Source organism: Rhodovulum euryhalinum (genome assembly GCF_004342445.1).
GTDB classification, from domain to species: Bacteria; Pseudomonadota; Alphaproteobacteria; order Rhodobacterales; family Rhodobacteraceae; genus Rhodovulum; species Rhodovulum euryhalinum.
Genome location: NZ_SLWW01000009.1, coordinates 50160 through 74388 on the forward strand (window position 1 = coordinate 50160; position 24229 = coordinate 74388).

The 24229-nt window shown below is 70.7% G+C and carries 22 protein-coding genes and 1 riboswitch; of the genes, 12 read left to right on the top strand and 10 right to left on the bottom strand.

All coding sequences use genetic code 11. The features are described 5' to 3' along the window. The first annotated feature begins 24 nt into the window (after nucleotides 1-24). Nucleotides 25-231: riboswitch (cobalamin riboswitch) on the top strand. A gap of 173 nt (nucleotides 232-404) precedes the next feature. From EV655_RS12010 to EV655_RS12035, 6 genes are read left to right on the top strand one after another with little or no spacing between them, the layout of a single operon-like run. Beyond that, nucleotides 405-1397: a FecCD family ABC transporter permease gene (locus EV655_RS12010; protein WP_132545158.1), complete on the top strand. Its 993-nt coding sequence runs from the start codon at nucleotides 405-407 to the stop codon at nucleotides 1395-1397. Beyond that, nucleotides 1394-2152 carry an ABC transporter ATP-binding protein gene (locus tag EV655_RS12015; RefSeq protein WP_132545160.1) on the top strand — a complete coding sequence of 253 codons (759 nt, stop codon included), beginning with the start codon at nucleotides 1394-1396 and terminating at the stop codon, nucleotides 2150-2152. The genes EV655_RS12010 and EV655_RS12015 overlap by 4 nt, the downstream gene beginning before the upstream one ends. 25 nt (nucleotides 2153-2177) lie before the next feature. Then, nucleotides 2178-2798, top strand: a complete 621-nt coding sequence (locus EV655_RS12020) for a MotA/TolQ/ExbB proton channel family protein (protein ID WP_243645066.1) — start codon at nucleotides 2178-2180, stop codon at nucleotides 2796-2798. Continuing rightward, nucleotides 2798-3178, top strand: coding sequence for an ExbD/TolR family protein (locus tag EV655_RS12025; RefSeq protein ID WP_132545164.1), 381 nt, complete (start codon nucleotides 2798-2800; stop codon nucleotides 3176-3178). Before EV655_RS12020 ends, EV655_RS12025 begins: the two co-directional genes overlap by 1 nt. Before the next feature lie 5 nt (nucleotides 3179-3183). Then, the gene (locus EV655_RS12030; RefSeq protein ID WP_132545166.1) at nucleotides 3184-3564 is read left to right on the top strand and encodes an ExbD/TolR family protein; all 381 of its coding nucleotides are present in this window, start codon (nucleotides 3184-3186) and stop codon (nucleotides 3562-3564) included. Continuing rightward, complete coding sequence (locus EV655_RS12035) at nucleotides 3561-4493, top strand: energy transducer TonB family protein (RefSeq protein ID WP_132545168.1); 933 nt, start codon at nucleotides 3561-3563, stop codon at nucleotides 4491-4493. Before EV655_RS12030 ends, EV655_RS12035 begins: the two co-directional genes overlap by 4 nt. Nucleotides 4494-4554: 61 nt before the next feature. On the opposite strand, the gene EV655_RS12040 is transcribed toward EV655_RS12035, so the two are convergent. The 6 genes from EV655_RS12040 to EV655_RS12065 form a co-directional block, all read right to left on the bottom strand. Further along, complete coding sequence (locus EV655_RS12040; RefSeq protein WP_132545170.1) at nucleotides 4555-4776, bottom strand: formate dehydrogenase subunit delta; 222 nt, start codon at nucleotides 4774-4776, stop codon at nucleotides 4555-4557. Further along, nucleotides 4766-5587 (bottom strand): formate dehydrogenase accessory sulfurtransferase FdhD, encoded by an 822-nt coding sequence (fdhD, locus tag EV655_RS12045; RefSeq protein ID WP_132545172.1) that lies wholly within the window; start codon nucleotides 5585-5587, stop codon nucleotides 4766-4768. Before fdhD ends, EV655_RS12040 begins: the two co-directional genes overlap by 11 nt. Continuing rightward, nucleotides 5584-8454, bottom strand: a complete 2871-nt coding sequence (fdhF, locus tag EV655_RS12050; protein ID WP_132545174.1) for a formate dehydrogenase subunit alpha — start codon at nucleotides 8452-8454, stop codon at nucleotides 5584-5586. The genes fdhD and fdhF overlap by 4 nt, the downstream gene beginning before the upstream one ends. Next, nucleotides 8451-9959 carry an NADH-ubiquinone oxidoreductase-F iron-sulfur binding region domain-containing protein gene (locus tag EV655_RS12055; RefSeq protein ID WP_132545397.1) on the bottom strand — a complete coding sequence of 503 codons (1509 nt, stop codon included), beginning with the start codon at nucleotides 9957-9959 and terminating at the stop codon, nucleotides 8451-8453. Before EV655_RS12055 ends, fdhF begins: the two co-directional genes overlap by 4 nt. 2 nt (nucleotides 9960-9961) lie before the next feature. Continuing rightward, nucleotides 9962-10438: a formate dehydrogenase subunit gamma gene (locus EV655_RS12060; RefSeq protein WP_132545176.1), complete on the bottom strand. Its 477-nt coding sequence runs from the start codon at nucleotides 10436-10438 to the stop codon at nucleotides 9962-9964. Between the two features lie 86 nt (nucleotides 10439-10524). Further along, entirely contained in the window at nucleotides 10525-11409 is an 885-nt protein-coding gene (locus tag EV655_RS12065) for a LysR family transcriptional regulator (protein WP_132545178.1), read from the bottom strand. Nucleotides 11410-11696: 287 nt separating this feature from the next. Here EV655_RS12065 and EV655_RS12070 point away from each other — a divergent pair, with 287 nt between their 5' ends. Further along, nucleotides 11697-13445: a type I secretion system permease/ATPase gene (locus EV655_RS12070; protein ID WP_243645067.1), complete on the top strand. Its 1749-nt coding sequence runs from the start codon at nucleotides 11697-11699 to the stop codon at nucleotides 13443-13445. Further along, nucleotides 13442-14785 carry an HlyD family type I secretion periplasmic adaptor subunit gene (locus tag EV655_RS12075; protein ID WP_132545182.1) on the top strand — a complete coding sequence of 448 codons (1344 nt, stop codon included), beginning with the start codon at nucleotides 13442-13444 and terminating at the stop codon, nucleotides 14783-14785. Before EV655_RS12070 ends, EV655_RS12075 begins: the two co-directional genes overlap by 4 nt. 69 nt (nucleotides 14786-14854) lie before the next feature. Here EV655_RS12075 and EV655_RS12080 read toward each other — a convergent pair whose 3' ends face one another. The 3 genes from EV655_RS12080 to EV655_RS12090 all read right to left on the bottom strand — a co-directional run bounded on the left by EV655_RS12080 (nucleotide 14855) and on the right by EV655_RS12090 (nucleotide 17364). Continuing rightward, nucleotides 14855-15898, bottom strand: a complete 1044-nt coding sequence (locus EV655_RS12080) for a cytochrome-c peroxidase (RefSeq protein ID WP_132545184.1) — start codon at nucleotides 15896-15898, stop codon at nucleotides 14855-14857. Nucleotides 15899-16106: 208 nt separating this feature from the next. Further along, entirely contained in the window at nucleotides 16107-16697 is a 591-nt protein-coding gene (locus EV655_RS12085) for a hypothetical protein (RefSeq protein WP_132545186.1), read from the bottom strand. Nucleotides 16698-16734: 37 nt separating this feature from the next. Then, nucleotides 16735-17364, bottom strand: a complete 630-nt coding sequence (locus tag EV655_RS12090; protein ID WP_132545188.1) for a hypothetical protein — start codon at nucleotides 17362-17364, stop codon at nucleotides 16735-16737. A 230-nt stretch (nucleotides 17365-17594) separates the two neighbouring features. On the opposite strand from EV655_RS12090, the gene EV655_RS12095 reads away from it, so the two are divergent. Beyond that, the gene (locus EV655_RS12095; RefSeq protein WP_132545190.1) at nucleotides 17595-19055 is read left to right on the top strand and encodes a caspase family protein; all 1461 of its coding nucleotides are present in this window, start codon (nucleotides 17595-17597) and stop codon (nucleotides 19053-19055) included. 175 nt (nucleotides 19056-19230) lie between these two features. Here EV655_RS12095 and EV655_RS12100 read toward each other — a convergent pair whose 3' ends face one another. Beyond that, a complete protein-coding gene (locus EV655_RS12100) occupies nucleotides 19231-19896 on the bottom strand; it encodes an OmpA family protein (protein ID WP_243645068.1) in 666 nt (221 codons plus the stop codon). A gap of 153 nt (nucleotides 19897-20049) precedes the next feature. Here EV655_RS12100 and EV655_RS12105 point away from each other — a divergent pair, with 153 nt between their 5' ends. From EV655_RS12105 to EV655_RS12115, 3 genes are read left to right on the top strand one after another with little or no spacing between them, the layout of a single operon-like run. Next, complete coding sequence (locus tag EV655_RS12105) at nucleotides 20050-20805, top strand: PP2C family protein-serine/threonine phosphatase (protein WP_132545194.1); 756 nt, start codon at nucleotides 20050-20052, stop codon at nucleotides 20803-20805. A gap of 4 nt (nucleotides 20806-20809) precedes the next feature. Then, nucleotides 20810-21685, top strand: coding sequence for a M15 family metallopeptidase (locus EV655_RS12110; protein WP_132545196.1), 876 nt, complete (start codon nucleotides 20810-20812; stop codon nucleotides 21683-21685). Further along, a complete protein-coding gene (locus EV655_RS12115) occupies nucleotides 21685-24171 on the top strand; it encodes an ImcF-related family protein (protein WP_132545198.1) in 2487 nt (828 codons plus the stop codon). The genes EV655_RS12110 and EV655_RS12115 overlap by 1 nt, the downstream gene beginning before the upstream one ends. Nucleotides 24172-24229 lie beyond the last annotated feature (58 nt).

Genomic DNA, 24229 nt, shown 5'->3' on the forward strand with positions numbered 1-24229 from the left:
CCTTTCCCTTTTCCTGCCGATGCGCTAGGGATGACCCACTTCGGTTCCGCCCCCGCAAGGGGCGGATGAAAAGGGAACGCGGTGCGCCCGTCCTGCGGGCAATTCCGTGGCTGCCCCCGCAACTGTAAGCGGAGAGCGCGGCTGACAGGTGCCACTGGGCGTGACGCCCCGGGAAGGCCAGCCAAGCTGAGACCCGCGAGCCAGGAGACCTGCCGAGGCAAGATCACCCTTTCCGGGCGCGGGGCGCGACCCGGAGGCGGCCAGACCGCAGAGGTGACGGAATGTGCACCGTCTGCGGCAGGCCCCTGCGCCCGCCCGGACAGATGACGATCGGGCGAGGGGACCGGGATGATGAGCGCCGGGCGAGCCGTCGAAGCCAAGTGCCGCGCGCCGGAAGGTGTGCGATGAGCTTTCGTGCGCTGACCCTCGGGCTTGCGGCGCTGGTCGCGGCGCTGTTTCTCGCCTCGCTGATGGTCGGACCCGCCGGGCTGTCGCCCCTGGAAGGTTTGTGGGCGCTGGTTGCAGGGCAGGGCGATGCCGCGGCCCTGGTGATGCGCGAGATCCGCCTGCCGCGCGCGATCCTGGCGGTGCTGGTGGGGGCAAGCCTCGGGCTGTCGGGGGCCGCGCTGCAGGGCTACCTGCGCAATCCGCTGGCCGAACCGGGGCTGATCGGCGTGTCCTCCAGCGCGGCGCTGGGGGCGGTGATCGCGCTGCAGACGGGCCTTGCGGCGGCGCATGCGCTGGCCCTGCCCGGGATGGCGCTGGGCGGTGCGCTGGTCGCCGTGCTGCTGCTGTTGCTGCTGGCGGGGCCGCGCGGCGGGGCGTTCACGCTGATCCTTGCCGGGATCGCGATTTCGGCGCTGGCGGGGGCGCTGACGGCGCTGGTCCTGAACCTCTCTCCCAACCCCTATGCGGCCTCGGACATCGTGTTCTGGATGATGGGCTCGCTGGCCGACCGGTCCTTTGCCCATGTCTGGCTTGCGCTGCCGCTGACGCTGGTGGGCTGGGCGTTGATCGCGGGGCTGGGCCGGGGGCTGGACGCGCTGACGCTGGGCGAGGACGCGGCCGAGGCGCTGGGCATCCGGCTTGTCCGCCTGCGCCTTGCGCTGGTCCTTGGCGTCGCGGCCTCGGTGGGCGCGGGGGTGGCGGTCGCGGGCGCCATCGGTTTCGTCGGGCTGATCGTGCCGCACCTGTTGCGCCCGCTGGTCGGTGCGCGGCCCGGGCGGCTCTTGCTGGCCTCGGCGCTGGGCGGTGCGGCGCTGCTGCTGGCATCGGATCTTGCGGTGCGGCTGTTCCTGCCCGGGCGCGACCTGAAACTGGGTGTGCTGACCGCCATTCTCGGCGCGCCGCTGTTCCTGCACCTGATCTACCGGACCCGGCGCGAGGTGGGCGCATGACCGGGCTTGTGCTGTCGCATCTGACCGTGCGCCGCGGACCCTGTCCGGTGGTCGACGACGTCTCGCTGGACCTGCGCGCGGGCGAATTCGTCGGGCTGATCGGGCCGAACGGCGCGGGCAAGACCACGCTGATGCGCGCCGCGCTCGGGCTTGTCCGGCACAGGGGCAGTTCAAGCCTCGAACGCATGTCGGCGGCCGAACGCGCCCGCACTGCCGCCTGGCTGCCGCAGATGCGTGAGATCGCCTGGCCGGTCAGCGTCGAGGATCTGGTGGCGCTGGGCCGCACGCCCCATCTGCGCCCCGGCCAGCGCCTGGGCGAGGCGGACCGCGCCGCGATCGGCCATGCGCTGGCGCGGATGGACCTGGCGGGCTTTGAACAGCGCCGGGCGACCCAGCTTTCGGGGGGCGAACAGGCCCGCGTCCTGATCGCCCGCGCGGTGGCGCAGGAGGCCCCCGTGCTGATCGCCGACGAACCCATCGCGGGGCTCGATCCGGCGCACCAGATCACCACGATGCGGCTGTTCGCGGGGCTTGCCGCCGAGGGGCGGCTGGTGCTGACCGCGCTGCACGATCTGGGCCTTGCCGCACGGTTCTGCACCCGGCTGGTCCTGCTGCACCGCGGGCGGCTCGAGGCCGACGGCCCGCCCCGCGAGGTGTTGAGCGAGGCGAACCTCGCACGGGTGTTCGGCCTGCGGGCCTATCTGGCCGAAACCGCGGATGGCCCCGTCGTGCAACCGGTCGAGGTGGTGGGATGAACAGGCGGCGTGCAGGAGGACGGCGATGCAGGCGCTGACGGAATTCCTTGTCCGGGGCGGCCCGGCGATATGGGCGATCGCGGCGCTGTCGGTGGCGACGCTGGCGCTGATCCTGTGGAAGCTCTGGCGCCTTGCGGCGCTTGGGGCCTTTGCCGGGCAACGCGCCGAACGCGCCGTTGCGCTCTGGCAGCAGGGCGCGCGGGACGAGGCGGCCCGGGCGGTTGAGGGCCGCGTCGGTCTGCGTGCGCGCCTTGTCCGCGCGGCGATCGGGGCGCTGGCGGCGGGATGGCCCGAGGCCCGCGCCCGCGAGGAAACCACCCGCATCGCCCGCCGCCTGCTGGCCGAGGCGCGCGAGGGGATACGGGCGCTGGAACTGATCGCCGTGATCGCGCCGCTGTTGGGGCTGCTCGGCACGGTGCTGGGCATGATCGACGCGTTCCAGGCGCTCGAGGCGTCGGGCGCGGCGGCCGATCCCGCCGATCTTGCGGGCGGCATCTGGGAGGCGCTTCTGACCACCGCGGCCGGCATGACGGTGGCGATTCCGGCGGCGATGGCGGTCACATGGTTCGACTCGATCGCCGACAGCGCCCGCGCCGACATGGAGGATCTGGCGACGCGGCTGTTCCTGGCAGGCGAGGCGGCCTGATGTTCGCCTTCGACGCCCCCCGCAGGCCGCGCCGGCCGAGCCTTACGCCGATGATCGACGTGGTCTTCCTGCTGCTCGTGTTCTTCATGCTCGCCGCACGGTTCGGCCCGCAGTCGGGGCTGGAACTGACCGCCGCCACGGGGGGCGCCGCGGCCTGGCAGGGCCCGCCCCGGCTGGTCGAGGTGGCGCCCGGCGCGCTGCGGCTGAACGGCGTCGCGATGGCGTTGCCTGCCCTTGGCGCCGAGCTGTCCCGCCTGAGCGAAACCCCCGCGGACCCGGTGCTGATCCGGCCCCGCGACGGGGCCGACCTTCAGGCCCTCGTCGATGCGATGGAGGCGCTGACGGCTTTGGGGTTCACGGGCCTCATGCTGGTGGAGTAGCGCGCATGTTCGACTTTGCCACGCCAGCGCCGCGCCCCCATGGGGAAAGCATCGTACCGATGATCAACGTGGTGTTCCTGCTGCTGATCTTCTTCCTGATGAGCGCGCGGATCGCCCCGCCCGAGCCCTTCGCGACCGCCCCGCCCGTGGCGGGGGCGGCCGATCCGGTGGCGGGCGACACGCTGTTCCTTGCGGCCGATGGCGCGCTTGCCTACGGGGCGGCCCGCGGCGAGGCCGTGTTCGCGGCGCTTGCCGGGCGCGACGGCGAAACGCCGCTGGTGATCCGTGCCGATGCCGGCGTCGAGGCGGCGGCGCTGGCGCGGCTGGCCAACCGGCTTGCGGCGGCGGGGCAGGACCGGCTGCGGCTGCAGACGGTGCCGCGATGAGACGGCTTGCCGAGCTTTCGCTCTTCCTGCCGCTTGCCGCGGGGCTGCACGCCGCGGCCTTCGGCCTGTTCTCTGGATCCGAAGGCGGGGCGGGCGGTGGCGGCAGCGAGGCGGGCGAAGGTCTCGTGACGCTGGCCGCGGCGCCGCCCGCGCTGTCGCGCCTTGCCGAGGATTGGAGCGCGCCCCCCGAGGTCGCGGCCGTCCCGCCCGAACTCGCCCGGCCAGCACCGGCCGCCCCGCCCCGGCTGCCCGCGCCCGAGGCCGGGGCCACCCGGCCGGCTGCCCCCGAAGGCCCGGTGTCGCCGCGGGCCGACTCGGCGCCGCCGGCACTGCCCCCGCCGCCCGCGATCGCACCGCCCCCCGCCACCGCCCCGCTACTTGCCGCGCCGCCCAGCCCCGACGCCCCCGTACAAGCCCGGCAAGTGTCGGACCGGCCCGCCCGCGCTCCGGGGCTGCGCGCCCCCGACCTGCCCCGCGTCGAACCGCCGCCACCCGAGCCTGCCGCGCCCCCTCCGCGTGCCGAGCGCCGTCCCGAAGCCGCACCGCCGTCGGCCCCCGCGCAGACGGCGGCGGGGTCCGCGCGCGCGTCTTCGGCAGGCGCGCCCGCCCGCGCCGCCCCCGCGCTGTCGCCTGCGGCGCTGCGCGCGCTGCGTGCCGAATGGGGCGGGCAGATCCTGGCCCGCGTCGCCCGCGCCCACCGCTACCCGCGCGGCACCCGCGCCACCGGGCGGGCGCTCGTCGACCTGGAGGTGACCCGCGAGGGGCGGGTGGTCGCGGTGCGGCTGGTGCAAGGCACCGGCGATCCCGTGCTCGACCGTGCCGCGCTGGACGCGATCCGCCGGGCCGCGCCATACCCCGCCGCGCCCGGGGGGCTTGACGCGGGAAGCTACGGGTTCACCGTCCCGCTGAAATTCGACGGGCGGCGCTGACCGCCGCGCCACGCTGCTTCTTCTTGGGAAAAATACTCGTCTGCGGCCCGGAACGGGCCGGTCACGCGGCCTCGGGCCTGCGGATCCGGCGCGCGGCGTGCGCGACCCGGGGCGACAGATCCGGGGCCCCCGCCTCTGCCAGTTCGATCAGTTGGGCGCGCATCCTGGGATCCCAGAACGCGTCGATATGGTCAGCGATCGCAGTCACCGCCGCGTCCTCGGGCTGGCGCGCGAAGGCGGTGGCGATCTGGTTGGCCATGTAGGTCAGTTTCTCAGGCGTCATGGGGAACCTCCGTCAATTCGATCCGGTCGGGATGGGTATGAATGTCAAAGCCCGCCCCCCGGGCACGGGCGATCAGGGTCAGCCCTGTCGCCTCGGCTGCGGCGACGGCGCGCGACGTGGGGGCGGAAACGGCGATCAGCACCGGCGCACGCGCCAGCACGGCCTTCTGGATCAGCTCGATCGAGACCCGCGAGGTCACCACGACCGCCCCGCCGGACGCGTCGCGCCCCGCACGCGCCAGCGCGCCGGTCAGCTTGTCCAGCGCATTGTGCCGGCCCACATCCTCGCGCGCGGCGACCAGCCCCTCGGCTTGCGTCCAGAACCCCGCGGCGTGCATCGCGCGGGTGGCATCATGCAGGGGCTGGGCGCGGGCCAGCGCCGCCATCGCCCGGCCGACATCGTCCGCGCCAAGGCGCAGCCCGCCCGGCGGTAGCGGGGGCAGGGGGCGTGCGGCTTCCCTGAGGCTGTCGATGCCGCACAGCCCGCAGCCCACCGGCCCCGCCATCGCGCGGCGGCGCACCATCAGCCGCGCGCCAAGGCCCGGGGCAAGCCACATGCGCATCTCGATGCCCTCGGGATGGTCGACCCGCTCGATCCGCCCGATCTGGCCGGGCGCCTCGACGATCCCTTCGGACAGCGAGAAGCCGAGGGCGAAATCCTCCAGATCGGTGGGGCTGGCCAGCATCACGGCGTGCGTCGTGCCGTCATAGGACAGCGCGACCGGCACCTCTTCGGGCAGGTGGTGGCCCACCCGTTCCGGCCCATCCGGCCCGATGGCCAGCGCCGTGGTTCTGACCGCGCCGCCGGTCATTCCGCCGCCGGCAGGATGCGCCGGGCGGCGCGCGCCCGCTCGGAATAGGTCTTCTGCCACTCGGACGGTCCGTTGGACAAGGCCACCTGAACCGCCGTCACCTTGTATTCCGGGCAGTTCGTCGCCCAGTCGGAGAAGTCCGAGGTAACGACGTTCGCCTGCGTCTCGGGGTGGTGGAAGGTGGTGTAGACCACGCCCGGGCTGACCCGATCCGACAGCGTGGCGCGCAAGGTCGTCTCGCCCGAGCGCGAGGCGAGCCGCACCCAGTCGCCCTCGGCAATGCCGCGGGTCTCGGCATCGTGGGGGTGGATCTCCAGCCTGTCCTCGTCGTGCCAGATCGAGTTCTGCGTCCGCCGCGTCTGGGCGCCGACGTTGTATTGCGACAGGATGCGCCCTGTGGTCAGCAACAGCGGGTAGCGCGGGCCGGTGCGTTCGTCGGTCGGCACGTAGTCGGTGACGACGAACAGCCCCTTGCCGCGCACGAAGCCGCCCTCGTGCATCACCGGCGTACCCGTGGGCGCGGCGTCGTTGCAGGGCCACTGCACCGACCCCTCGCGATCGAGCAGCCCGTAGGACACCCCCGCGAAGGTCGGCGTGGTTGCGGCGATCTCGGCCATGATCTCGGACGGATGGGCATAGGACCAACCCGCGCCCATGGCGTTCGCCAGATGCTGCGTCACCTCCCAGTCGGCGAACCCGTTCAGGGGCGCCATCACCCGGCGGACGCGGTTGATCCGGCGCTCGGCATTGGTGAAGGTGCCGTCCTTTTCCAGGAAGGTCGAGCCCGGCAGGAACACATGCGCGTAGTTCGCGGTCTCGTTCAGGAACAGGTCGTGCACGACCACGCACTCCATCGCCGCCAGCCCCGAGGCCACGTGTTTGGTGTCGGGGTCCGATTGCAGGATGTCCTCGCCCTGGATGTAGATGCCCTTGAACGTGCCGTGGACGGCCGCGTCCAGCATGTTGGGGATCCTGAGGCCCGGCTCGTCCGAGATCGTGACGTTCCACAGCTTTTCGTACATGCCCCGCACCTCGGCGTCATGGACATGGCGGTAGCCCGGCAATTCGTGCGGGAAGCTGCCCATGTCGCAGGACCCCTGCACGTTGTTCTGGCCGCGGAGCGGGTTCACGCCCACGCCCGGACGCCCGATATTGCCGGTCGCCATGGCGAGGTTCGCGATGGCCATGACGGTGGTCGAGCCCTGCGAATGTTCGGTCACGCCCAGCCCGTAATAGATCGCGGCGTTGCCGCCGGTGGCGTAAAGCCGGGCGGCCTTGCGGACCTCCTCGGCCGGAACCCCGGTCAGCGCCTCGGTCGCCTCGGGGCTGTGGCGGTCTTCGGCCACGAACCCGGCCCAGTCCTGATAGGCGTCCATCTCGCAGCGCTCGCGGATGAAATCGTCATCCGTCAGCCCCTCGGTCACGATCACATGCGCCATCGCGGTCAGCAGCGCCACGTTGGTGCCGGGGCGCAGGGGCAGGTGATGGGCGGCGCGCACATGCGGGCCCCGCACCAGGTCGATGCGGCGGGGATCGGCCACGATCAGCTGCGCGCCTTGCCGGAGCCGTTTCTTGAGGCGGCTGGCGAAGACCGGGTGCCCGTCGGTCGGGTTCGCGCCGATAATGAGCACCACATCGGCGTGCTCGACGCTGTCGAAATCCTGCGTGCCGGCCGAGGTGCCGAGCGTGGTCTTGAGGCCATAACCCGTGGGCGAATGGCAGACGCGGGCGCAGGTATCGACGTTGTTGTTGCCGAAGACCTGGCGGATCAGCTTCTGCACGAGGAAGGTTTCCTCGTTGGTGCAGCGCGACGAGGTGATGCCGCCGATGGCGCGCACCCCGTGCTTTTCCTGGATGCCGCGGAACTTCCTGGCGGTGAACTCGAACGCCTCCTCCCAGGTGACCTCGCGCCAGGGGTCGTGGATCGAGTCGCGGATCATCGGGTTGAGGATGCGGTCGGGGTGCGTCGCGTAGCCATAGGCGAAGCGGCCCTTGACGCAGGAATGCCCGCGGTTCGCCTTGCCGTCCTTCGACGGCACCATGCGCACCAGCTGGTCGCCCTTCATCTCGGCGCGGAAATTGCAGCCGACCCCGCAATAGGCGCAGGTCGTGACCACCGCGCGGTCGGGCGTGCCCATCTCGATGACGGATTTCTCCTGCAGGGTGGCGGTCGGGCAGGCCTGCACGCAGGCCCCGCAGCTGACGCAGTCGGAGGACAGGAAATCGCTGGCGCCGGTCGAGATCCGCGCCTCGAAGCCGCGCCCCTCGACGGTCAGCGCAAACGTGCCCTGCACCTCTTCGCAGGCCCGGACGCAACGATAGCAGGCGATGCATTTCGCGGGATCGTAGGTGAAATAGGGGTTGGACGCGTCCTTTTCGATGTAGCGCGGGTTCGCCTCGCCGTTCTGGCGCGTCTCGAAATGGTTGGCGCCAGGGGTATAGCGCACGTCGCGCAGGCCCACGGCGCCCGCCATGTCCTGCAACTGGCAGTCGCCGTTCGCCGAGCAGGTCAGGCAGTCGAGCGGGTGGTCCGAGATGTAAAGCTCCATCACGCCGCGGCGCATCCGGGCGATCTTGGGCGTCTGGGTGTGGACCTTCATGCCGGGGGCGACCGGCGTGGTGCAGGAGGCGGGCGTGCCGCGGCGGCCCTCGATTTCCACCAGGCACAGCCGGCACGATCCGATCGGTTCCACGCTGTCGGTGGCGCAGAGCTTGGGGATCTCGATCCCCAGCTCGGCGGCGGCGCGCATCACCGATGTGCCCTCGGGCACCGTCACCTCGAACCCGTCGATGGTCAGCGTCACGGTCCTGTCGGACCGGCGGGCGGGGGTGCCGAAATCGGCATCAGGCAGGATGAAGTCCTTCATTCTGCAGCCTCTTTCCTTGCCATGAAATCCTCGGGGAAGTGTTTCAGCGCGCTTTCGACGGGGTAGGGCGTGAAGCCCCCCAGCGCGCAGAGCGAGCCATCGCGCATCGTCTCGCAGAGGTCGGCCAGGATCGCGGGCGCCGCCGGGTCGCCCGCGCGGATGCGGTCGATGGTCTCCATGCCGCGGACCGCGCCGATCCGGCAGGGCGTGCAGGTGCCGCAGCTTTCGACGGCGCAGAACTCCATCGCGAAACGCGCCATCGCGCCCATGTCGGCGGTGTCATCAAAGACCACGATCCCCGCATGCCCGATCAGCCCGCCTGCGGCATCACATTCCTCGTAGCCGAGGGCCGTGTCGAACATGTGCGCGGGGAAATAGGCGCCCAGCGGGCCGCCGATCTGGACGGCCTTGACCGGGCGGCCCGAGGCGGTGCCGCCGCAGACGCCCTCGACCAGCTCACCGATGGTCATGCCGAAGGCGGCCTCGAACAGCCCGCCATGCTTGACGTTGCCCGCGACCTGCAGCGGCACCGTTCCCAGCGAGCGGCCCAAGCCGAAGGATTTGTAATGCGCCGCGCCCTCGGCCAGGATCACCGGCACCGAGGCGAGGCTGATCACGTTGTTGATGACCGTGGGCCGGCCCAGGAAGCCCTTGTGCGCGGGCAGGGGCGGCTTGGCCCGCACCACGCCGCGCTTGCCTTCCATCGAGTTCAGCAGCGCGGTTTCCTCGCCGCAGACATAGGATCCTGCGCCGACGCGCAGCTCGATGTCGAAGCCCTCGCCCAGCAGGTCGCCTTCGCGCACCACGTCAAGAGCGACGCCGAAGGTTCTGATCGCATGGGGATATTCCGAACGACAGTAGACGAAGCCCTTACTCGCGCCGACCGCCAGCCCGGCGATCGCCATGCCCTCGATCAGGCAGAACGGATCGCCTTCCATCAGCATCCGGTCGGCAAAGGTGCCGCTGTCGCCCTCGTCGGCATTGCAGACGATGTATTTCTGCGGCCCCTCGGCCTCCAGCACGGTCTTCCACTTGATCCCGGTAGGAAAGCCCGCGCCGCCACGGCCGCGCAGGCCGGATTCGGTGACTTCGGCCACGATGTCGGCCGGCGCCATGCCGCGCGCCCGCTCCAGCCCGCGCATCCCGCCATGGGCGCGGTAGGCGTCGAGATCCAGCGGGTCGATCACCCCGCAGCGGGCGAAGGTCAGCCGGGTCTGGCGGGCGAAGAACGGGATGGCCTCGACCGGCCCCAGCGCCTTGGGGTGGTCCCCGGAATCGCTTTCGAACAGGGGTTTTACGTCCGAAACCTCAAGTGGGCCGAAGCCGTGGCGCACGCCGTCGCGCTCGATTTCCAGCAGCGGTTCCAGCCAGACCATCCCGCGCGAGCCGGTGCGCACCAGCCGCAATTCGATCGCGCGCGCTGCCGCCTCGGCCGCAATCGCGCGCGCCACCTCGTCGGCGCCCAGCGCCAGCGCCGCGGCATCCTTGGACAGGTACAGGGTCAGGCTCATCCCACCACCTCGCGCGCCATCCGCTCCAGCCGTTCGGCGGTCGCGCGGGCGACCGGCGTCTCGTCCACCAGCGCCGCGGGGCCACAGGCGCACAGGCCAAGGCAATAGACCGGTTCCAGCGTCACCGCCCCGTCCCCGGTCGTGCCGTGCCAGTCCACACCCAGCCGCGCGCGCAGGTCCTCGCCCAGCGCCGCCGCGCCCACGGCCTGACAGGCCTCGGCGCGGCAGACCTTGAGAACGCGGCGCCCGGCGGGTTCGGTGCGGAAGTCGGGATAGAAGCTGACCACCCCGTGAATCTCGGCCACGCTGAGGTCCAGCTCCTCGGCAATCAGCGCCAAAGCCTCGCGCGGGATATGGCCAAGCGCATGCTGCACCTCGTGCAGGACCGGCAGAAGCGGTCCATCGAGATGGGCATGGGCGGCGGCAATCTCGCGGACCCGAACGGTATCGCTCGGGGTCTCCTCCCTGATCATCGCATGCTCCCCTTCTGCATGCGACAGTGTGCCAAAAGGATACCGCTCAGATCAATGCCGCGGATTCGTCGCCCGATAGAAAATTTCTATCGAAACTCCGCCCGTCGGGCGGCATCCAGCAGGGCGGCGAGGACGGGTGTGTGGGGTTCGCGATGCGGCGCGACAAGGCCCACCTTGTGCGCGGCGCTGGGCTTGGTCAGCGGCACTGCCGCCAGCCCGCCGCCGTCGAGAAACGGCCCCGCGCTGCGCCGGGGCAGGACCGTGGCCCAGCCGCCCGACTGGACATGGGCGATCAGCGTGATGACCGAATTGGATTCCAGCCGCGGGCTGGCGGCCGCCCCCGCCTCGGCCATGTGGCGGTCGACGATCCGGCGGTTCTGCATGTCGGGGGTCAGCAGGCAGAGCATCAGGCCCGCGGCCTCGGCCCAGGTCATCGACTTGCGCGCGGCAAGCGGGCTGTCGGCGCGGATCACGAGGTTGTAGTGCTCGTCATAGAGCGGCAGCGTGGTGACCCGGCCCAGCGGTTCGTTCTCGAGATAGGTGAGGCCGGCGTCGATCTGCAGGTCGTCCAGCATCTGCAGGATTTCGACCGAAGTCCGCGACAGCACCGTGACACGGATGTTCGGGTGGCGCGCGGTCAGCGGCTCGGTCAGCGCGCTGACGGCGGCCAGCGCGGTCGGGATCACCGCAATCCTGAGGTTGCCCGACAGCCCCTGCTTGACCGCGCGCATCTCTTCGCGCAGCGTCCGGGCGTCGGCCACGATGATCCGGGCGCGTTCCAGCACCCGTGCGCCCTCGGGCGTCAGCCCGCCAAAGCGCGAGCCGCGCCAGACCAGCATCACGCCGAATTGTTCCTCAAGCTGCTTGATCGCGGCCGAAAGCGTGGGCTGGGTCACCCCGCAGGCCTCGGCGGCACGGCCGAAATGCCGTTCGCGCGCGAGCGCGATGAACATCTCGAGCTTGTCGATCATTGACAATTCCTCCGGATTCGCAGGATTGCACTGCGCAGCATGCGGGGGCAACGGCGTTTCGCCGCCCCGAAATCGCGAGTTCCGGCCGAGCCTGCATGGAACGCTTGAATTTCGCCGCGGAAAACGTTTTGTGTTGCGCCACCGGGGCGCACAGGGGCGGCGTGCCCGGTTTGCGCCCCCGGCGACCCCGAAACAAGGATGCAAATGACCCGCCCGATCGGAATGCAGCGCCCCAGCGCGCCCGTTGGCCGACGCCGGATGGTCCGCCATTTCGGGAGGCTGGTCCTTTGAACCGTGACAGCGCCGAGACCGAGTTCACGCTCGCCCGTGCGAAAAGCGGCGGCCTGTTCTGGGCGGTACTCTTGTTCAGCGTCTTTACCAACCTGCTGATGCTGACCGGTCCGCTGTTCATGCTGCAGGTCTATGACCGGGTGCTGGGCTCGCGCTCGGAAGAGACGCTGGTTGCGCTGTTCTTCCTGGTGGCGGCGCTTTACCTTTTCTACTGGCTGCTCGAATTCGCCCGCGGCCGGGTCATGGCGCGGATCGGGGCGCGGCTGCAGGTCGTGTTCGGCCGGCGCGTGTTTACCGCGGCGATCGAGCGGACGGCGCTGCGGGGCGGGCAGGGGCCCGGAGCCACCGCGCTGCAGGATCTCGATGCGGTGCGCAACCTGTTCGGCTCGCCGGTGCTGCTGGCCTTTTTCGATCTGCCCTGGACGCCGTTCTTCCTGGCGGCCATCTTTCTCTTCCACCCGCTGCTGGGCTGGATGGCGGCTGCGGGTGGCGCGCTGCTGATCGTGTTGACGCTGATCAACCGCGTCGTGACGCGCAAGGGTCTGGACGGGTCGAGCCGGCTGTCCTACGCGGCCCAGCGTCTGGCGCGGCAGGCCGAGGAAGGCGGCGCGCTGGTCTGGGCGCAGGGCATGGCGCCGGTGATGGCCGAACGCTGGGCGCGGCTGCAGGACGAGGCCAGCCAGCGCGGTCTTGGCGCCAATGACAGAACGGGTACTTTTTCGTCTTTTTCCAAGGCGTTCCGGTTCTTTCTTCAATCGGCCATGCTGGCGCTGGGGGCCTGGCTCGTGCTGCGGCAGGAACTGACCCCGGGGGCGATGATCGCGGGGTCTATCATGCTGGGCCGCGCGCTTGCCCCGGTCGAGCAGGTGCTGGGCCAGTGGCCGTCGATCCAGCGCGCGCGGACGGGCTGGCGCAATCTGGGCGAGTTCCTGAAATCTGTTCCGGCCCGGAAACGCCCGACCGACCTGCCCGAGCCGGCGGCGCGGCTGTCGGTGAATGGCGTCGCGCTGCGCACCACGGCCGGTGCGCCGCCGATCCTGTTCGGGATCAGCTTCGAGGTCTGTCCGGGCGAGGCGCTGGGCGTGATCGGCAAGAGCGGCGCGGGCAAGACCAGCCTCGCGCGGCTGATCCAGGGCCTGGTGGCCCCGAGCGCGGGCGAGGTGCGGCTGGACGGGGCCACGCTTGACCAGTATGGCCCCGAGAGGCTGGGCCGCCATATCGGCTGTCTGCCGCAGGATGTGCGGTTCTTCGACGGCAGCGTGGCCGAGAACATCGCGCACATGTCGCTGGAACCCGACGCGGCGCGGGTGGTCGCGGCGGCCAAACTGGCCCGGGTGCACGAGATCGTGTTGCGGCTGCCCAAGGGCTATGACACGCCGCTGGTCGAGGGCGACGGTCTGTTGTCCGGCGGCCAGAGGCAGCGGCTGGCCCTCGCGCGCGCCCTCTATCACGACCCGGTGCTCCTGGTCCTCGACGAGCCCAACTCGGCGCTCGACGCCGATGGGTCCGAGGCGCTGAACGCGGTCGTTTCGGACATGAAGAAGGCGGGGAAATCGGTGATCATCATGACCCACCGGCCGTCGGCCATCGCGGTCTGCGACCGGCTTCTGGTGATCGACAACGGTCAGCAGAAGGCGCTGGGCCCGCGGGACGAGATCGTGCGGACGCTGATGAAGAACGCGGGCGAGGTGCAGCGCAGCATCGGTTCGGTGCGTGGCACGGCCGTACAGGGGGCGGGCGGATGACGGGGCCGTTCCGGCATGGCGGCGGGGCCCCGGCGGGCGCGCCGAACGGCAAGTTGCCCGGGGCGGGACTGCCGCTTGCAATCGGGGGGCTGGCGATCCTGCTGCTGGTCGGCGGACTTGGGGTCTGGTCCGTTGCGACCAGTATTGCCGGGGCCGTGGTCGCGACGGGAACCGTCAAGGTCGAGAACGAGCGCCAGGTCATCCAGCACCCCGATGGCGGGGTGGTGGGCGAGATCTTCGCCAAGGATGGCGACCGCGTGGCCGCGGGCGATGTCGTGCTGCAACTCGACGGTACTTTCCTGCGCTCGGAACTGGCGATCGTGGAACGCCAACTGCTTGAGATCGCGGTCCGGAAGAGCCGGCTGATCGCCGAGCGTGACCAGGCCGAGGCGCTGGAGATCGGCGAAGTCACGGGATTCGAGCATCTCGATCCGGACTGGATCAAGGGGCAGATCGAGGGGCAGAAGAGCCTGTTTGCCGCCCGTCGCGTCGCCCTGGCCCAGGAACTGGAACAGATCGAGGAGCAGAAGATCCAGATCGACAACCAGATCGAGGGCAGCCAGGCCCAGATCACGGCCCTGGAAAAGCAGCTTGGGCTGGTCGAACGCGAACTGGTCGACAAGCAGACGCTTTTCGCCCAGAACCTTGTTCCCGTCGGGCAGGTCCTGGCGCTGCAGCGTGACGAGGCGGGGCTTGAAGGCGATATCGGGCGGCTGACCTCGCAGGTCGCCGAAAGCCGGGCGCGCATCTCGGAACTTGCCGTGCAGGCGCTGCGCCTCGTCGACAGCCGCCGCGAAGAGGCGATCACCCAGCTGCGCGACCTGCAATACAGCGAGATCGAACTGGAAGAACGCCGCCTCAGCCTGATCGAGCGTCTGTCGCGGCTGGACGTGCGCAGCCCGGTCGACGGCGTGGTGTTCGGCTCGTCGGTCTTCGCGGTGCGCGCGGTGGTTCAGGCCGCCGAGCCGATGATGTATGTCGTCCCGGGCGGCCTGCCGTTGCTGGTATCGGCGCGGATCGAGACGACCGATATCGACCAGGTCTTTCCCGGCCAGCCCGTGTCGCTGCGGCTGACCACCTATGACAGCCGCACCACGCCCGAGATACCGGGCGAGGTGATCCGCGTCTCGGCCGATGCGCTGCAGGACGACGCGACGCAGCAGACATTCTACGAGGCGGTGATCCTGCCCGATACCAGCGTGCTCGCCGAACTTCCGGGGGTGGAACTGCTGCCAGGCCTGCCGGTCGAGGCATTTCTCAAAACCCGCGACCGCACGCCCCTGTCCTATCTGATCCGCCCGATCGCGGTCTATTTCGATCGCGCCTTCCGCGAGGAATAGGAAAAGCCCACCGCGAAACGAAGCGGGGCCGGCCAAGGCGGCCGGCCCCGGTTTGACCCGCCGAAGGGCTCAGTTCGGGACCACCTCTGCGGTCGGGCGCGGCGTGTTTGCCGTTTCCGCCGGCAGGGTGGGCAGCGTGACCTCTGGCACTTCGCCGGTCAGGCTTTCGAGGAAGGCCACGATCTTGACGGCCTCTTCGTCGCTGACCTCTTCACCCAATTGCGCGACGCCCATCACCTGCACCGCGACCTTCAGATCCCAGACCTTGCCCGAGTGGAAATAGGGCGCGGTGACTGCGATGTTGCGCAGCGGCGCGGCGCGGAAGACGTATTCGTCCATCGCTGTCTCGGTCACGGTGAACCGTCCCTTGTCGCCCTCGGGGAGGATGTCGGCGCCGGGCTTCTCGACCAGCCCGAACGGGTAATAGCCGTTGCCGCCGAGGTTCACGCCGTTGTGGCAGGTCGCGCACCCCTTGTCGACGAAGAGCTGCAGACCCTCTTTCTGCACGTCGGTCAGCGCCATGTCGTCGCCGTTCAGGAACGCGTCGAAGGGCGCGGGGGTGATCAGCGTGGCCTCGAACGCCTCGATCGCGCGGGCCATGTTGTCAAAGCTCACCGGCTCGGCCTCGCCCGGGAAGGCGTCCGCGAACCAGTCCTTGTAGGCCTGCATCGAGTTCAGCGTCGCCACGACGTTGTCGGGCGTGTTCGCCATCTCGACACCCGCCTGCACCGGCCCCTTGGCCTGCGCCTTGAGGTCTTCGGCGCGGCCGTCCCAGAACTGGGCGATGTTGAGGACCGCGTTGAACACGGTGGGCGAGTTGCGCGGCCCCTTCTGCCAGCCATGGCCGACCGAGGTTTCCATGTTGTCGTCGCCGCCGGTGGTCAGGTTGTGGCAGGAATAGCAGGAGAACACGCCCGAGGCCGAGAGGCGCGGGTCGAAGAACAACGCCTTCCCGAGGTCGATCTTTTCGGGGGTGACGCGATTGTCCGCCATTTGCGGGATGGTCGAGGGCAGGGGCTCGAAATAGTCGAGTGCCATGTCCCGAAGTTCCGATGCCGCGGCCGGAACGGCCATCGCTGTCGTCAGGAGTGCAGTTGCGAGAAGACGTGTCATGGCTTTCACCGCTTTCTTCAAAATTCACGCGTCTTGGCTAAATTAGAATAAGTCCAAGCCACGGCCTTGACCTGGATCAAGGCAGATCAAAAATCCGTGTCCCGGATTCATCTTTGTGCGTCATGTAACGATCTGAGGGCGAAGGATTTTCTGCCAAGTGCCTGAAATAAAAAGAGCTTGCGACAGTTTGTCCAGGCAGCCCAGGGCCTCAGATCGAGCGCATCAGCACCTTGGCCGACCCCACCGCCGCGGCGATCCGCTGGTAGTGGATCATCCGCCGTGCCGATCCCTCGACCGCGCGCAAAAGCTCGGTCTCGGCCTCTTGCAGCAGCGCGGCCGCGCGGTCGCCAAGCGGGCCGAGCGCGTCGCGGCGGACCGGCGTCAGCGCGCGCGGCGAGAGGGTGTCGCCCACCCGCACCCGGCCCCGCGGCAAGGCGGGGTCGGCATTTGCCTCGGCCAGGCGGCGCAGGTCGCGCGCGGTGCGGCCGATGATCCTGCCGGCGGCATCATAGTCCCCGCCGGGCATGTCGCGCGCCACCCGGTCGAGCGCCGCGGCAAGGCAGTCGATCGTGTATTCCCGCTGGGCGATCCGCCCGCAGAAATCGCGCGCCGCCTCGATCTGGCGGACGATCCGGTCGGTCGTCGCCGCGGTCGCGGTCGTCCGGGTCACCCCGGGGATGCCGACCGCCGGCATCTGGGGCAGCGGTGCGGCCGCCAGCACCGGCCCGGGCTGGGGCGCAAGCACCAGTGCCGTCAGCGCCACCGTGGCGAGGGCTTTTTGGACTACCGTGCCGTGCATCCGTTTTCTCCTCTTGTCGCCTGCCCGTTTCCCGGTCTCACAGGGAGCGCAGCAGCACCTTGGACGAGCCCGCCGCCGCCGCAATCCTGCGATAATGCACCATGCGCCGCTCGGACGATTCGGCCGAGCGCAGCAACTGTGTCTCGGCCTCACGCAGGATCAGGGCGGCCTCCCGGTTCAGTCCGTCCACGGCATCGCTGCGCACCGGCGCGAGCGGCACGGTGGTATCGCCCGATGGCCGCCGCAGCCGGATGCGCGGAAGGCCGGGGGCGCGGTTCTCCGCTGCCAGTGCACCAAGCGCGCGCGCGGTGTTCGCGATGATCTGTTTCGCGGGAGCGTAGTCGCCGTGCGGCATCTTGGCGGCAATCCGCGCGAACTCCTCGGACAGGCAGTCGATCACGTATTCCTTCCGGGGCATGCTGGCGCAGATCGCGCGTGCCTCGGACAGGTCACGCACGATGAGGTCCGTCACGGTCCGGCTGACCACACCACGCGGGCCGGACTCCGGTACCGGATAGAAGTCTGGCGTCACCAGGGCCGATCCGTTGTTGTCCGTGGGCCCTTGTCGCTGGCCTTGCCCGGTCGACTGGGCGAGGGCGGAGAATGGGGGGACAAGGCTGATTGCCAGACCCAGCAAAAGCGCGGCGGCAAGGGACGATAGGGCCATTCAATCTCCTCGGCTTCGGGCGCGCGGGGGCGGACACAGGACCGCCGGCGCAGAGTCTGGCCGGACTCTGACCGTCCAGGTTCCGCCGGACCGACCCGGCCACTCCGCTGGACAGATCGTAACCGGCCGTGATCTTAACACAATCCGATTGTTCGCCCGGTCTTCGCTCCGGTTCAGTCCCGAGCCGGTTTCGGATAGCATGGGGTGACCATGGTTGGCCGGGGGCCCTGATGCGAAATTTCCTTCTCGCTTGTCTGATCGCCGTCTTGTCTCCTGCCGCCCACGCGGCAGAGCGGGTCGCGCTGGTCATCGGGGTGGCCGATTACGCGACCATCGCGCCGCTGCGCAACACCGTGAACGACGCGGCGGCGCTGGCGCGGATGTTGCGGCAGATCGGCTTCGAGGTGACCACGATGCTCGACCCCGCAGGCGCCGACCTGCGCGCCACGCTGGACGATTTCGCCTTCGAGGCCGAAACCGCGGACCTGGCGCTTGTCTATTTCGCGGGTCACGGGGTCGAGGTGCAGGGCGAGAACTTCCTGATCCCGGCCGACGCGGCGGTGCGCTCGAACCGCGATATCCAGGCGCAGGCCGTGTCGCTCGACGACCTGCTGCGCGCGGTCGACCGGGCGCGGAAGATGCGGATCGTGATCCTCGATTCCTGCCGCGACAACCCGTTCGGGGACCTGATCGACCTCAGCGCGCCGATCGGCGGCGGGCAGGCGGGGCTTGCGCCGCCCGCGCCCGAGCGGGGTACGCTGGTCGCCTTTGCGGCGCGTGACGGACAGGTTGCGCTGGACGGAGAGGACGAGAACAGCCCCTTCGCGCTGGCGCTGATCGACCGGATGGCGCAGCCGGGGCTGGAAATCTCGCTGATGTTCCGGCAGGTCCGCGACCTGGTGCTGGAGCGGACGGCCAACCGGCAGGAGCCGCATACCTACGGGTCGCTGTCGGGCGAGCCCTTTTACCTTGCCGGTCCCGGAGAGGCTGACGAACGGGTGCGTGACGAGGACCGCCGCATCGCCTGGGCAAGCCTGCGCCCCGACCAGGAGCTGCAACTCGCCGCGCTGGCCGAAGAGGGGGATACCCGCTCGATCCTCGGGCTGGCCTACATGCGGCTGAACCCGGACGCGGACAGGTTCGATCCGGCCGCGGCGGCGCGCCTGCTGAGCCGGGCGGCCGAGGCGGGGTCGCCCGAGGCGCAGTTCGAACTGGCCAAGCTGTACGAGGCCGGGCTGGGGGTGGCGCAGGACGAGGCCCGCGCGCTGGCGCTGTACCGGCAGGCGGCGGACCAGGAATTCGCGGATGCGCTGAACGATCTTGCCTTCATGCACTACCAGGGCGGGCTCGGGCTGCCGCGCGACCCCGGGCGCGCGCTGGCCTATTTCGAGCGCGCCGCAGCCCAGCGCCATCCCCAGGCGATGTTCAACTACGCCGCGCTGATCGATGACGGGCTGGTGGCGGGCAAGGGGCCGCAGGAGGCGGCGGGCTATCTTTTCGGCGCGCTGCGTTCGGGCAGCGAGGACGTGCTGGACATCCTCAGCGAACGGCCGACCATGTTCAAGCCCGAGACGCGCCGGGCATTGCAGGCGCTGCTCAGCGAGCATGAATTCTACGGCGGTGCCATCGACGGGGAGTTCGGGCCGGGGACGCAGCGCGGCCTGCGCGCGGCGTATGGATTGGCGGAATAGCGGCGGAAGGGGGGCGCCCTGGCGGCTGCCAGGGCGCCTGGCCGGGGGCTCTGCCCCCGGACCCCCGGAGTATTTCGGCCAAGAAGAAGGAGGGGCGGGCGCAGGGGGGGGCTGCCCTATGCCGCGGGCGATGGCGGTGCTTGTCACTGGTGGAGGGGAACCGCGCGGGGTGGGGTCAGCTCAGGGCCTGGAATTCCACCCGGCGGTTTTCGCCCGCGCGCGGATCCTCGGCATTGTAGAGGAAGCGTTCTCCCATGCCGATCGCTTCGAGCCGGGCGGGGTCGATTCCGCATTCGGTGACGAAATAGCGTTGCACCTCTTCGGCGCGCAGGATCGACAGCCGCTCGTTATAGGCGTCGCTGCCCGAGGCGTCGGTATGGCCGACGACGCGGAAGCGGGCGATGTCGCTGGCCTTCATCACCCGGCAGAGTTGTTCCAGCCGCGGCTTCTGGTCGGGCGAGAGCGCGGCCGAGTCGAAGGCGAATTCGACCCGGACATTGACCTGAAGCTCGGGTGCGAGCTGGCCGAAGACGACCGGGGTTGGCGCCGATGCCGGGGCAAGCGGCTGCAGACCGCTGGCAGCCCCGACCGTCACGCCTTCGCCGCCCTCGGGCGGTGCGTTGGCGGGCGCCCCGGCGGCGGCGGCCTCGGTGGGACCCCGGGCGTCCTCGACGGTGATCAGCGTCAGGCCGCGGGTGCGGCCCATGCCGCTTTCCTCGGCCTTGCGGAAGGCGTCGCGCTGGGTCTCGAAGAGCTGCAGCAACTCGCCGTCGCTGAGATCCTGCGCCGCGGCGGGAAGTGCCGTCAGCCCCATGGTGAGGCCGAGGGCCAGTCCAAGCATCCTGTGCATCGTTACCCCCCGAGAATTTCTTTCAGTTGTATTTCATTCTACGGTATCCTGCCGCCCTGTTCAATTCGCGACCAGAACGGGGACCGGCATGGCTGACGGGACACTGCGGCGCGGACCGCGCCTTGCCCCGGGCCGGGCGGCACGATGACGGGGCCGGCGACCCGTGTGCCGGTGCCGGGGCTGGACATGCCCCGGCCGGTTGGGGACGGGCTGACCCATCGCGGCCGGGTGCGAGAGCGCAACGAGGACGCGATCCTGACCGATCCCGACGGAGAGCTTTGGGCGGTGGCCGACGGGATGGGCGGCCATCAGGCGGGCGATGTCGCCTCGGACATGGTGATCGACGCGCTGGCGGGCCTGCCGGACGATGCGGCGCCGGTGGCGGGGCTGATCGGGCGGCTGGCGCAGGCGAATACCGACGTCGCCGCGCGCGCGGGCGCGGCCGGGCGCGGCCAGATGGGAGCCACCGTTGTCGCCGCGATGATCCGCAACGCGGTCGCGCATCTGGTCTGGGCCGGCGACAGCCGTGCCTATCTGCTGCGGGCCGGGCATCTGCGCCTGCTGACCCGCGATCATACCGTCGTGCAGGATCTGGTCGACCAGGGCGCGCTTGGGCCGCACGAAGCCGAGACGCATCCCGAATCCCACGTTGTGACCCGCGCGGTCGGCATGGGGCCGGGGTTCGAGGCCGAAAGCCTTTCGGTGCCGGTGGTGCCGGGCGACCGGCTGCTGTTGTGCAGCGACGGGCTGCCGCGCTGCCTGTCGCAGCAGGAGATCGCGGGGCTGTTGCGCCGCGCCGCGTCGCCCGCCGAGGCCTGCCGCGCGCTGGTCGCGGCGGCGCTGGACGCGGGTGCGCCCGACAACGTGTCGGTGATTGTCGTCGATCTGGTGGAGGGTTGATCCGTTGCGGGAAGGGGCGCTGATCGGGCCGATCATCATCGCCATCGGCCTTGTGACGGCGGCGGTCAGCTTTGCGGTGGTGGGCGCGCTTTTGCAAAGCGCCGATCCCGCGACCGCGCTGCGGCTGTCCCGCGCCGAGGAACGATTGGCCGTGGCTGAGGCCGGGATCGCCCGCCATGCAAGCGAGCTGCGCGAGGCGCGGGCCGATCTGGCGCGGCTTCGGGACGAGATGTCGCTGATGGCGGGCCGCGCCCCCATGCCCGGCCCCGAGGCGCCCGCCTTCGATCCGGGCGCTCCTGCTCCCTCGCATGACGACGTGCCGCCCGAGACCGAGGAACTGACCGAGGTGATGCGGCTGGCACGGGCGCGCTTCAACACCGGGATCACCCAGCCCAACAACCGGGCGATGCTGGATCTGCTGGGCAACCCGCGCGACAGCTATTCCCAGGCCTGCCAGGCGGTCACCAATCCGCGGATCAAGTCGCTGCTGGAAACCCGCCAGATCGGGCCGATCAAGGTCACGATGATCCGGCCCGCGCTCGACTCGCTTGAACGCATCCTTGCCCGGCTGGAAAGAAGCGACCCGGACATCCATGCCAAGCTGGGCACCGCCGGGGCGCTGTGCGCGCGCAACATCCGCGGGTCCAGCACGTCGATCTCGAACCACAGCTGGGGCACCGCGATCGACCTGACGCTCGAGGGGATGCTGGACGCCTTTGCCGATGGCGGCACGCAGTTCGGCCTGCTGATCCTTGCGGAATATTTCAACGACGAGGGCTGGTACTGGGGCGCCACCTATGGCCGCGAGGATTCGATGCATTTCGAGGTGGGGGTCGAGACGCTGAAGCGCTGGATGGACGAAGGGCAACTGGGCGGCTGATGGCAGGGTGGCGCGGTCAGGCGCGGACGGTGTTGCCCGGGGGTGGTCCCCGCGGGCCGGACGATCCGGGGCGGTTCCCGCGGCTGGCCGCGCCGGTGCTGGGGTTTCTCGACGGCATGGCGGTGCGCGCGGGGCGCGAGGCCGATCTGCTGGCCGAGGCGCGCGCGCGGCTCGACCGGTTCGAGGCGGCGGCGCAGGCCGAGGGCGTGCGGGCAGAAGCGGTGCGGCCCGCGCGCTATGCGCTGGCCATGCTGATCGACCAGAAGGCGCGCAGCCTGCCGGGGCTGTCGGTGCGGCGCTGGTCGGCGCTGGCGGCGCGGTCCCTGTTCGACGGCCGGGACATTTCGGCCGACCGGGTGCGGGGGTTTCGCGAGACGGCACTGGCCGAGGGGCCGGATTATGCCGATCTGGCGCGGTTCCTGGGCGACCTGCTGGACCGGGCCGAGGCCGAGCGGCGTGGCGGACGGCGGCGCCGGCGGTCGGCCTGGCCCTTGTGGGCGGGCGGGGGGGCGGTGGCGCTGGTGCTGGCGCTTGCCGCCTATGCGGTGGCTCTGGAATGGCGGTTCCAGGCACGGCTTGGGGCGCAGTTCGCCGAAGAGGCGCTGGTGATCGGCCTCGACCGGCCCGCGATCGGCACCGATCTGGGGGCGCGGCTGGACCGGCTGGCGGCTGCGGTCGGCCGGGTCGAGGCCGCCACAGCGGCGGCGCCGCTTGGCGGTCGGCTGGCGGTCGGCCCGTTCGACGCGGCAGGCCGGGCGCGGGCGGAATATGCAGGTGCCGTTGCGCATCATCTGCCCGGCGCGATGGCGGCCGCCGTGGCCGAGGTGCTGGCGACCGAGGGCGATGGCCTTGCGCTGTACGACACGCTCCGGGCGTGGTCGATCCTGACGGGCGAGGCGGCGTGGAGCACGGCCTATCTGGCGGGCTGGATCGGCGCGCTGGGGGCGGACGATCCGGCGCTGGCCGCGCTGGTGCCGCATGTCGCCGCCCTGCCGGGCCCGCCTGGCACCTTGCCCGCGCAGGATGCCGAGCTTCTGGCCCAGGCCCGCGGCTTTGCCCGCGAGGCGGGTGAGCCCGAGCGCGCCTGGCTGGAGCTTCGCCGGTCCGAAGGGGCCGCGGCGCTTGCCCCCTGGCGCGGCGACCGCGCCGTGCCGGGGCTGGCGGATGTGGTGCTGCGCCGCTCGGGCCGGGCGATGGATGCGCCGCTGCCGGGCGTGTTCACCGCCGCGGGCTGGGACTGGGCGCGAGATTATGGCGCGGGTCTTGCGGTGCAGACCGCGCGGGCGGTGGCGCCCGACCTGCTGGGGACCGTCCCGCCCCAGGTGAACGACGCCCCCGACAAGGTGATGGACGTCCTGCATGACGAGACACTGGCCCATTGGCGGGACTATCTTGCCGACCTGCGCGTGCGGCCCTTCGGCGACCGCGACGCCTCGGTGCGGATCTCGGGGCTGCTGGCCGCGCCCAACTCGCCGCTGACGCGGCTCTTGCGCGAGGTCTGGGCGCAGGCGGGGGGCGCCGACCGGCGCCGCGGCCATGACCGGCAGTTGCGGCTGGCCACCGTGTTCGGGCCGACCATCCAGTATGTCGAGGCCGGCAAGATGGCCGAGATCGCGGCGCTGTTCGCATCGCTCAACGTCGCGCTGGGGGCGATGGGCGAGGGCGACGAGGCCGCGGCCGAGCGGCTGATGAGCGTGCAGGACCGCGCCGCCTCGGTCGAGGCGCTGAAGACCGCGCCGCTGGTGGTGGTGCAGATCGTCGAGGATGTGCTGGCGCAGACCTCGGCTGCGCATGCCGACATCCTGACCAACCCGGTGACGCGGCGCTGGCAGGCCGCGGTGCTGCCGCTGTGCAAGCGGACGGTCGAGGGGCGTTATCCCTTTGCCGAGGGCGCCCCGGCCGACACGGCCGATTTCGCGGAACTGTTCGGGCCGGGCGGGGCGTTGCAGGGATTCTATGCTGGCACGCTGGCGCCCTATCTCGACACCTCGGCGCGGCCCTGGCGATGGAAGCCCGAGGCGCGGCTTGCCGGGCTTTCGCCGGACAGCGCGGCGTTCTTCGAACGCGCACTGACCGCGGCGGGCGGTTTCTTCGGGGCCGACGGCGGGTTCGGCGCGGCGATGACGCTGGCGACGCTGGCCGAGCGGGGACAGGCGGTGATGGCGGTCGGCGGGCAGGGCGTGCCGCTGTCCGCCGCGGCGGCGGCCGAACGGCTGGCCTGGCCCGGGCCGGTGCCGCAACAGGGCGCCGAGGTCAGCTTTCGCGGCGAGGCGGGCGCCTTGACGCTGGCCGAGCCCGGGCCCTGGGGTCTCTTGCAACTGCTCGACGGCGTGCGGGTGCGCCGCCGCGACGAGGGGCGGCGCTTCCTCGTCGATTTCCGTACCGCAACGGGCCGCATCTTTGTCGAGATCAGCTTCGAGGCGGCGCTGAACCCGCTGTCGGCGCGCCCGCTGTTGCAGGGCCTGGCCTGCCCGACGACCCTCTGACGCCTGCGGCGTGGAAAACCCGCGCAGCGGGCCGCGGCCGCGCTATACTGGCCGCGAC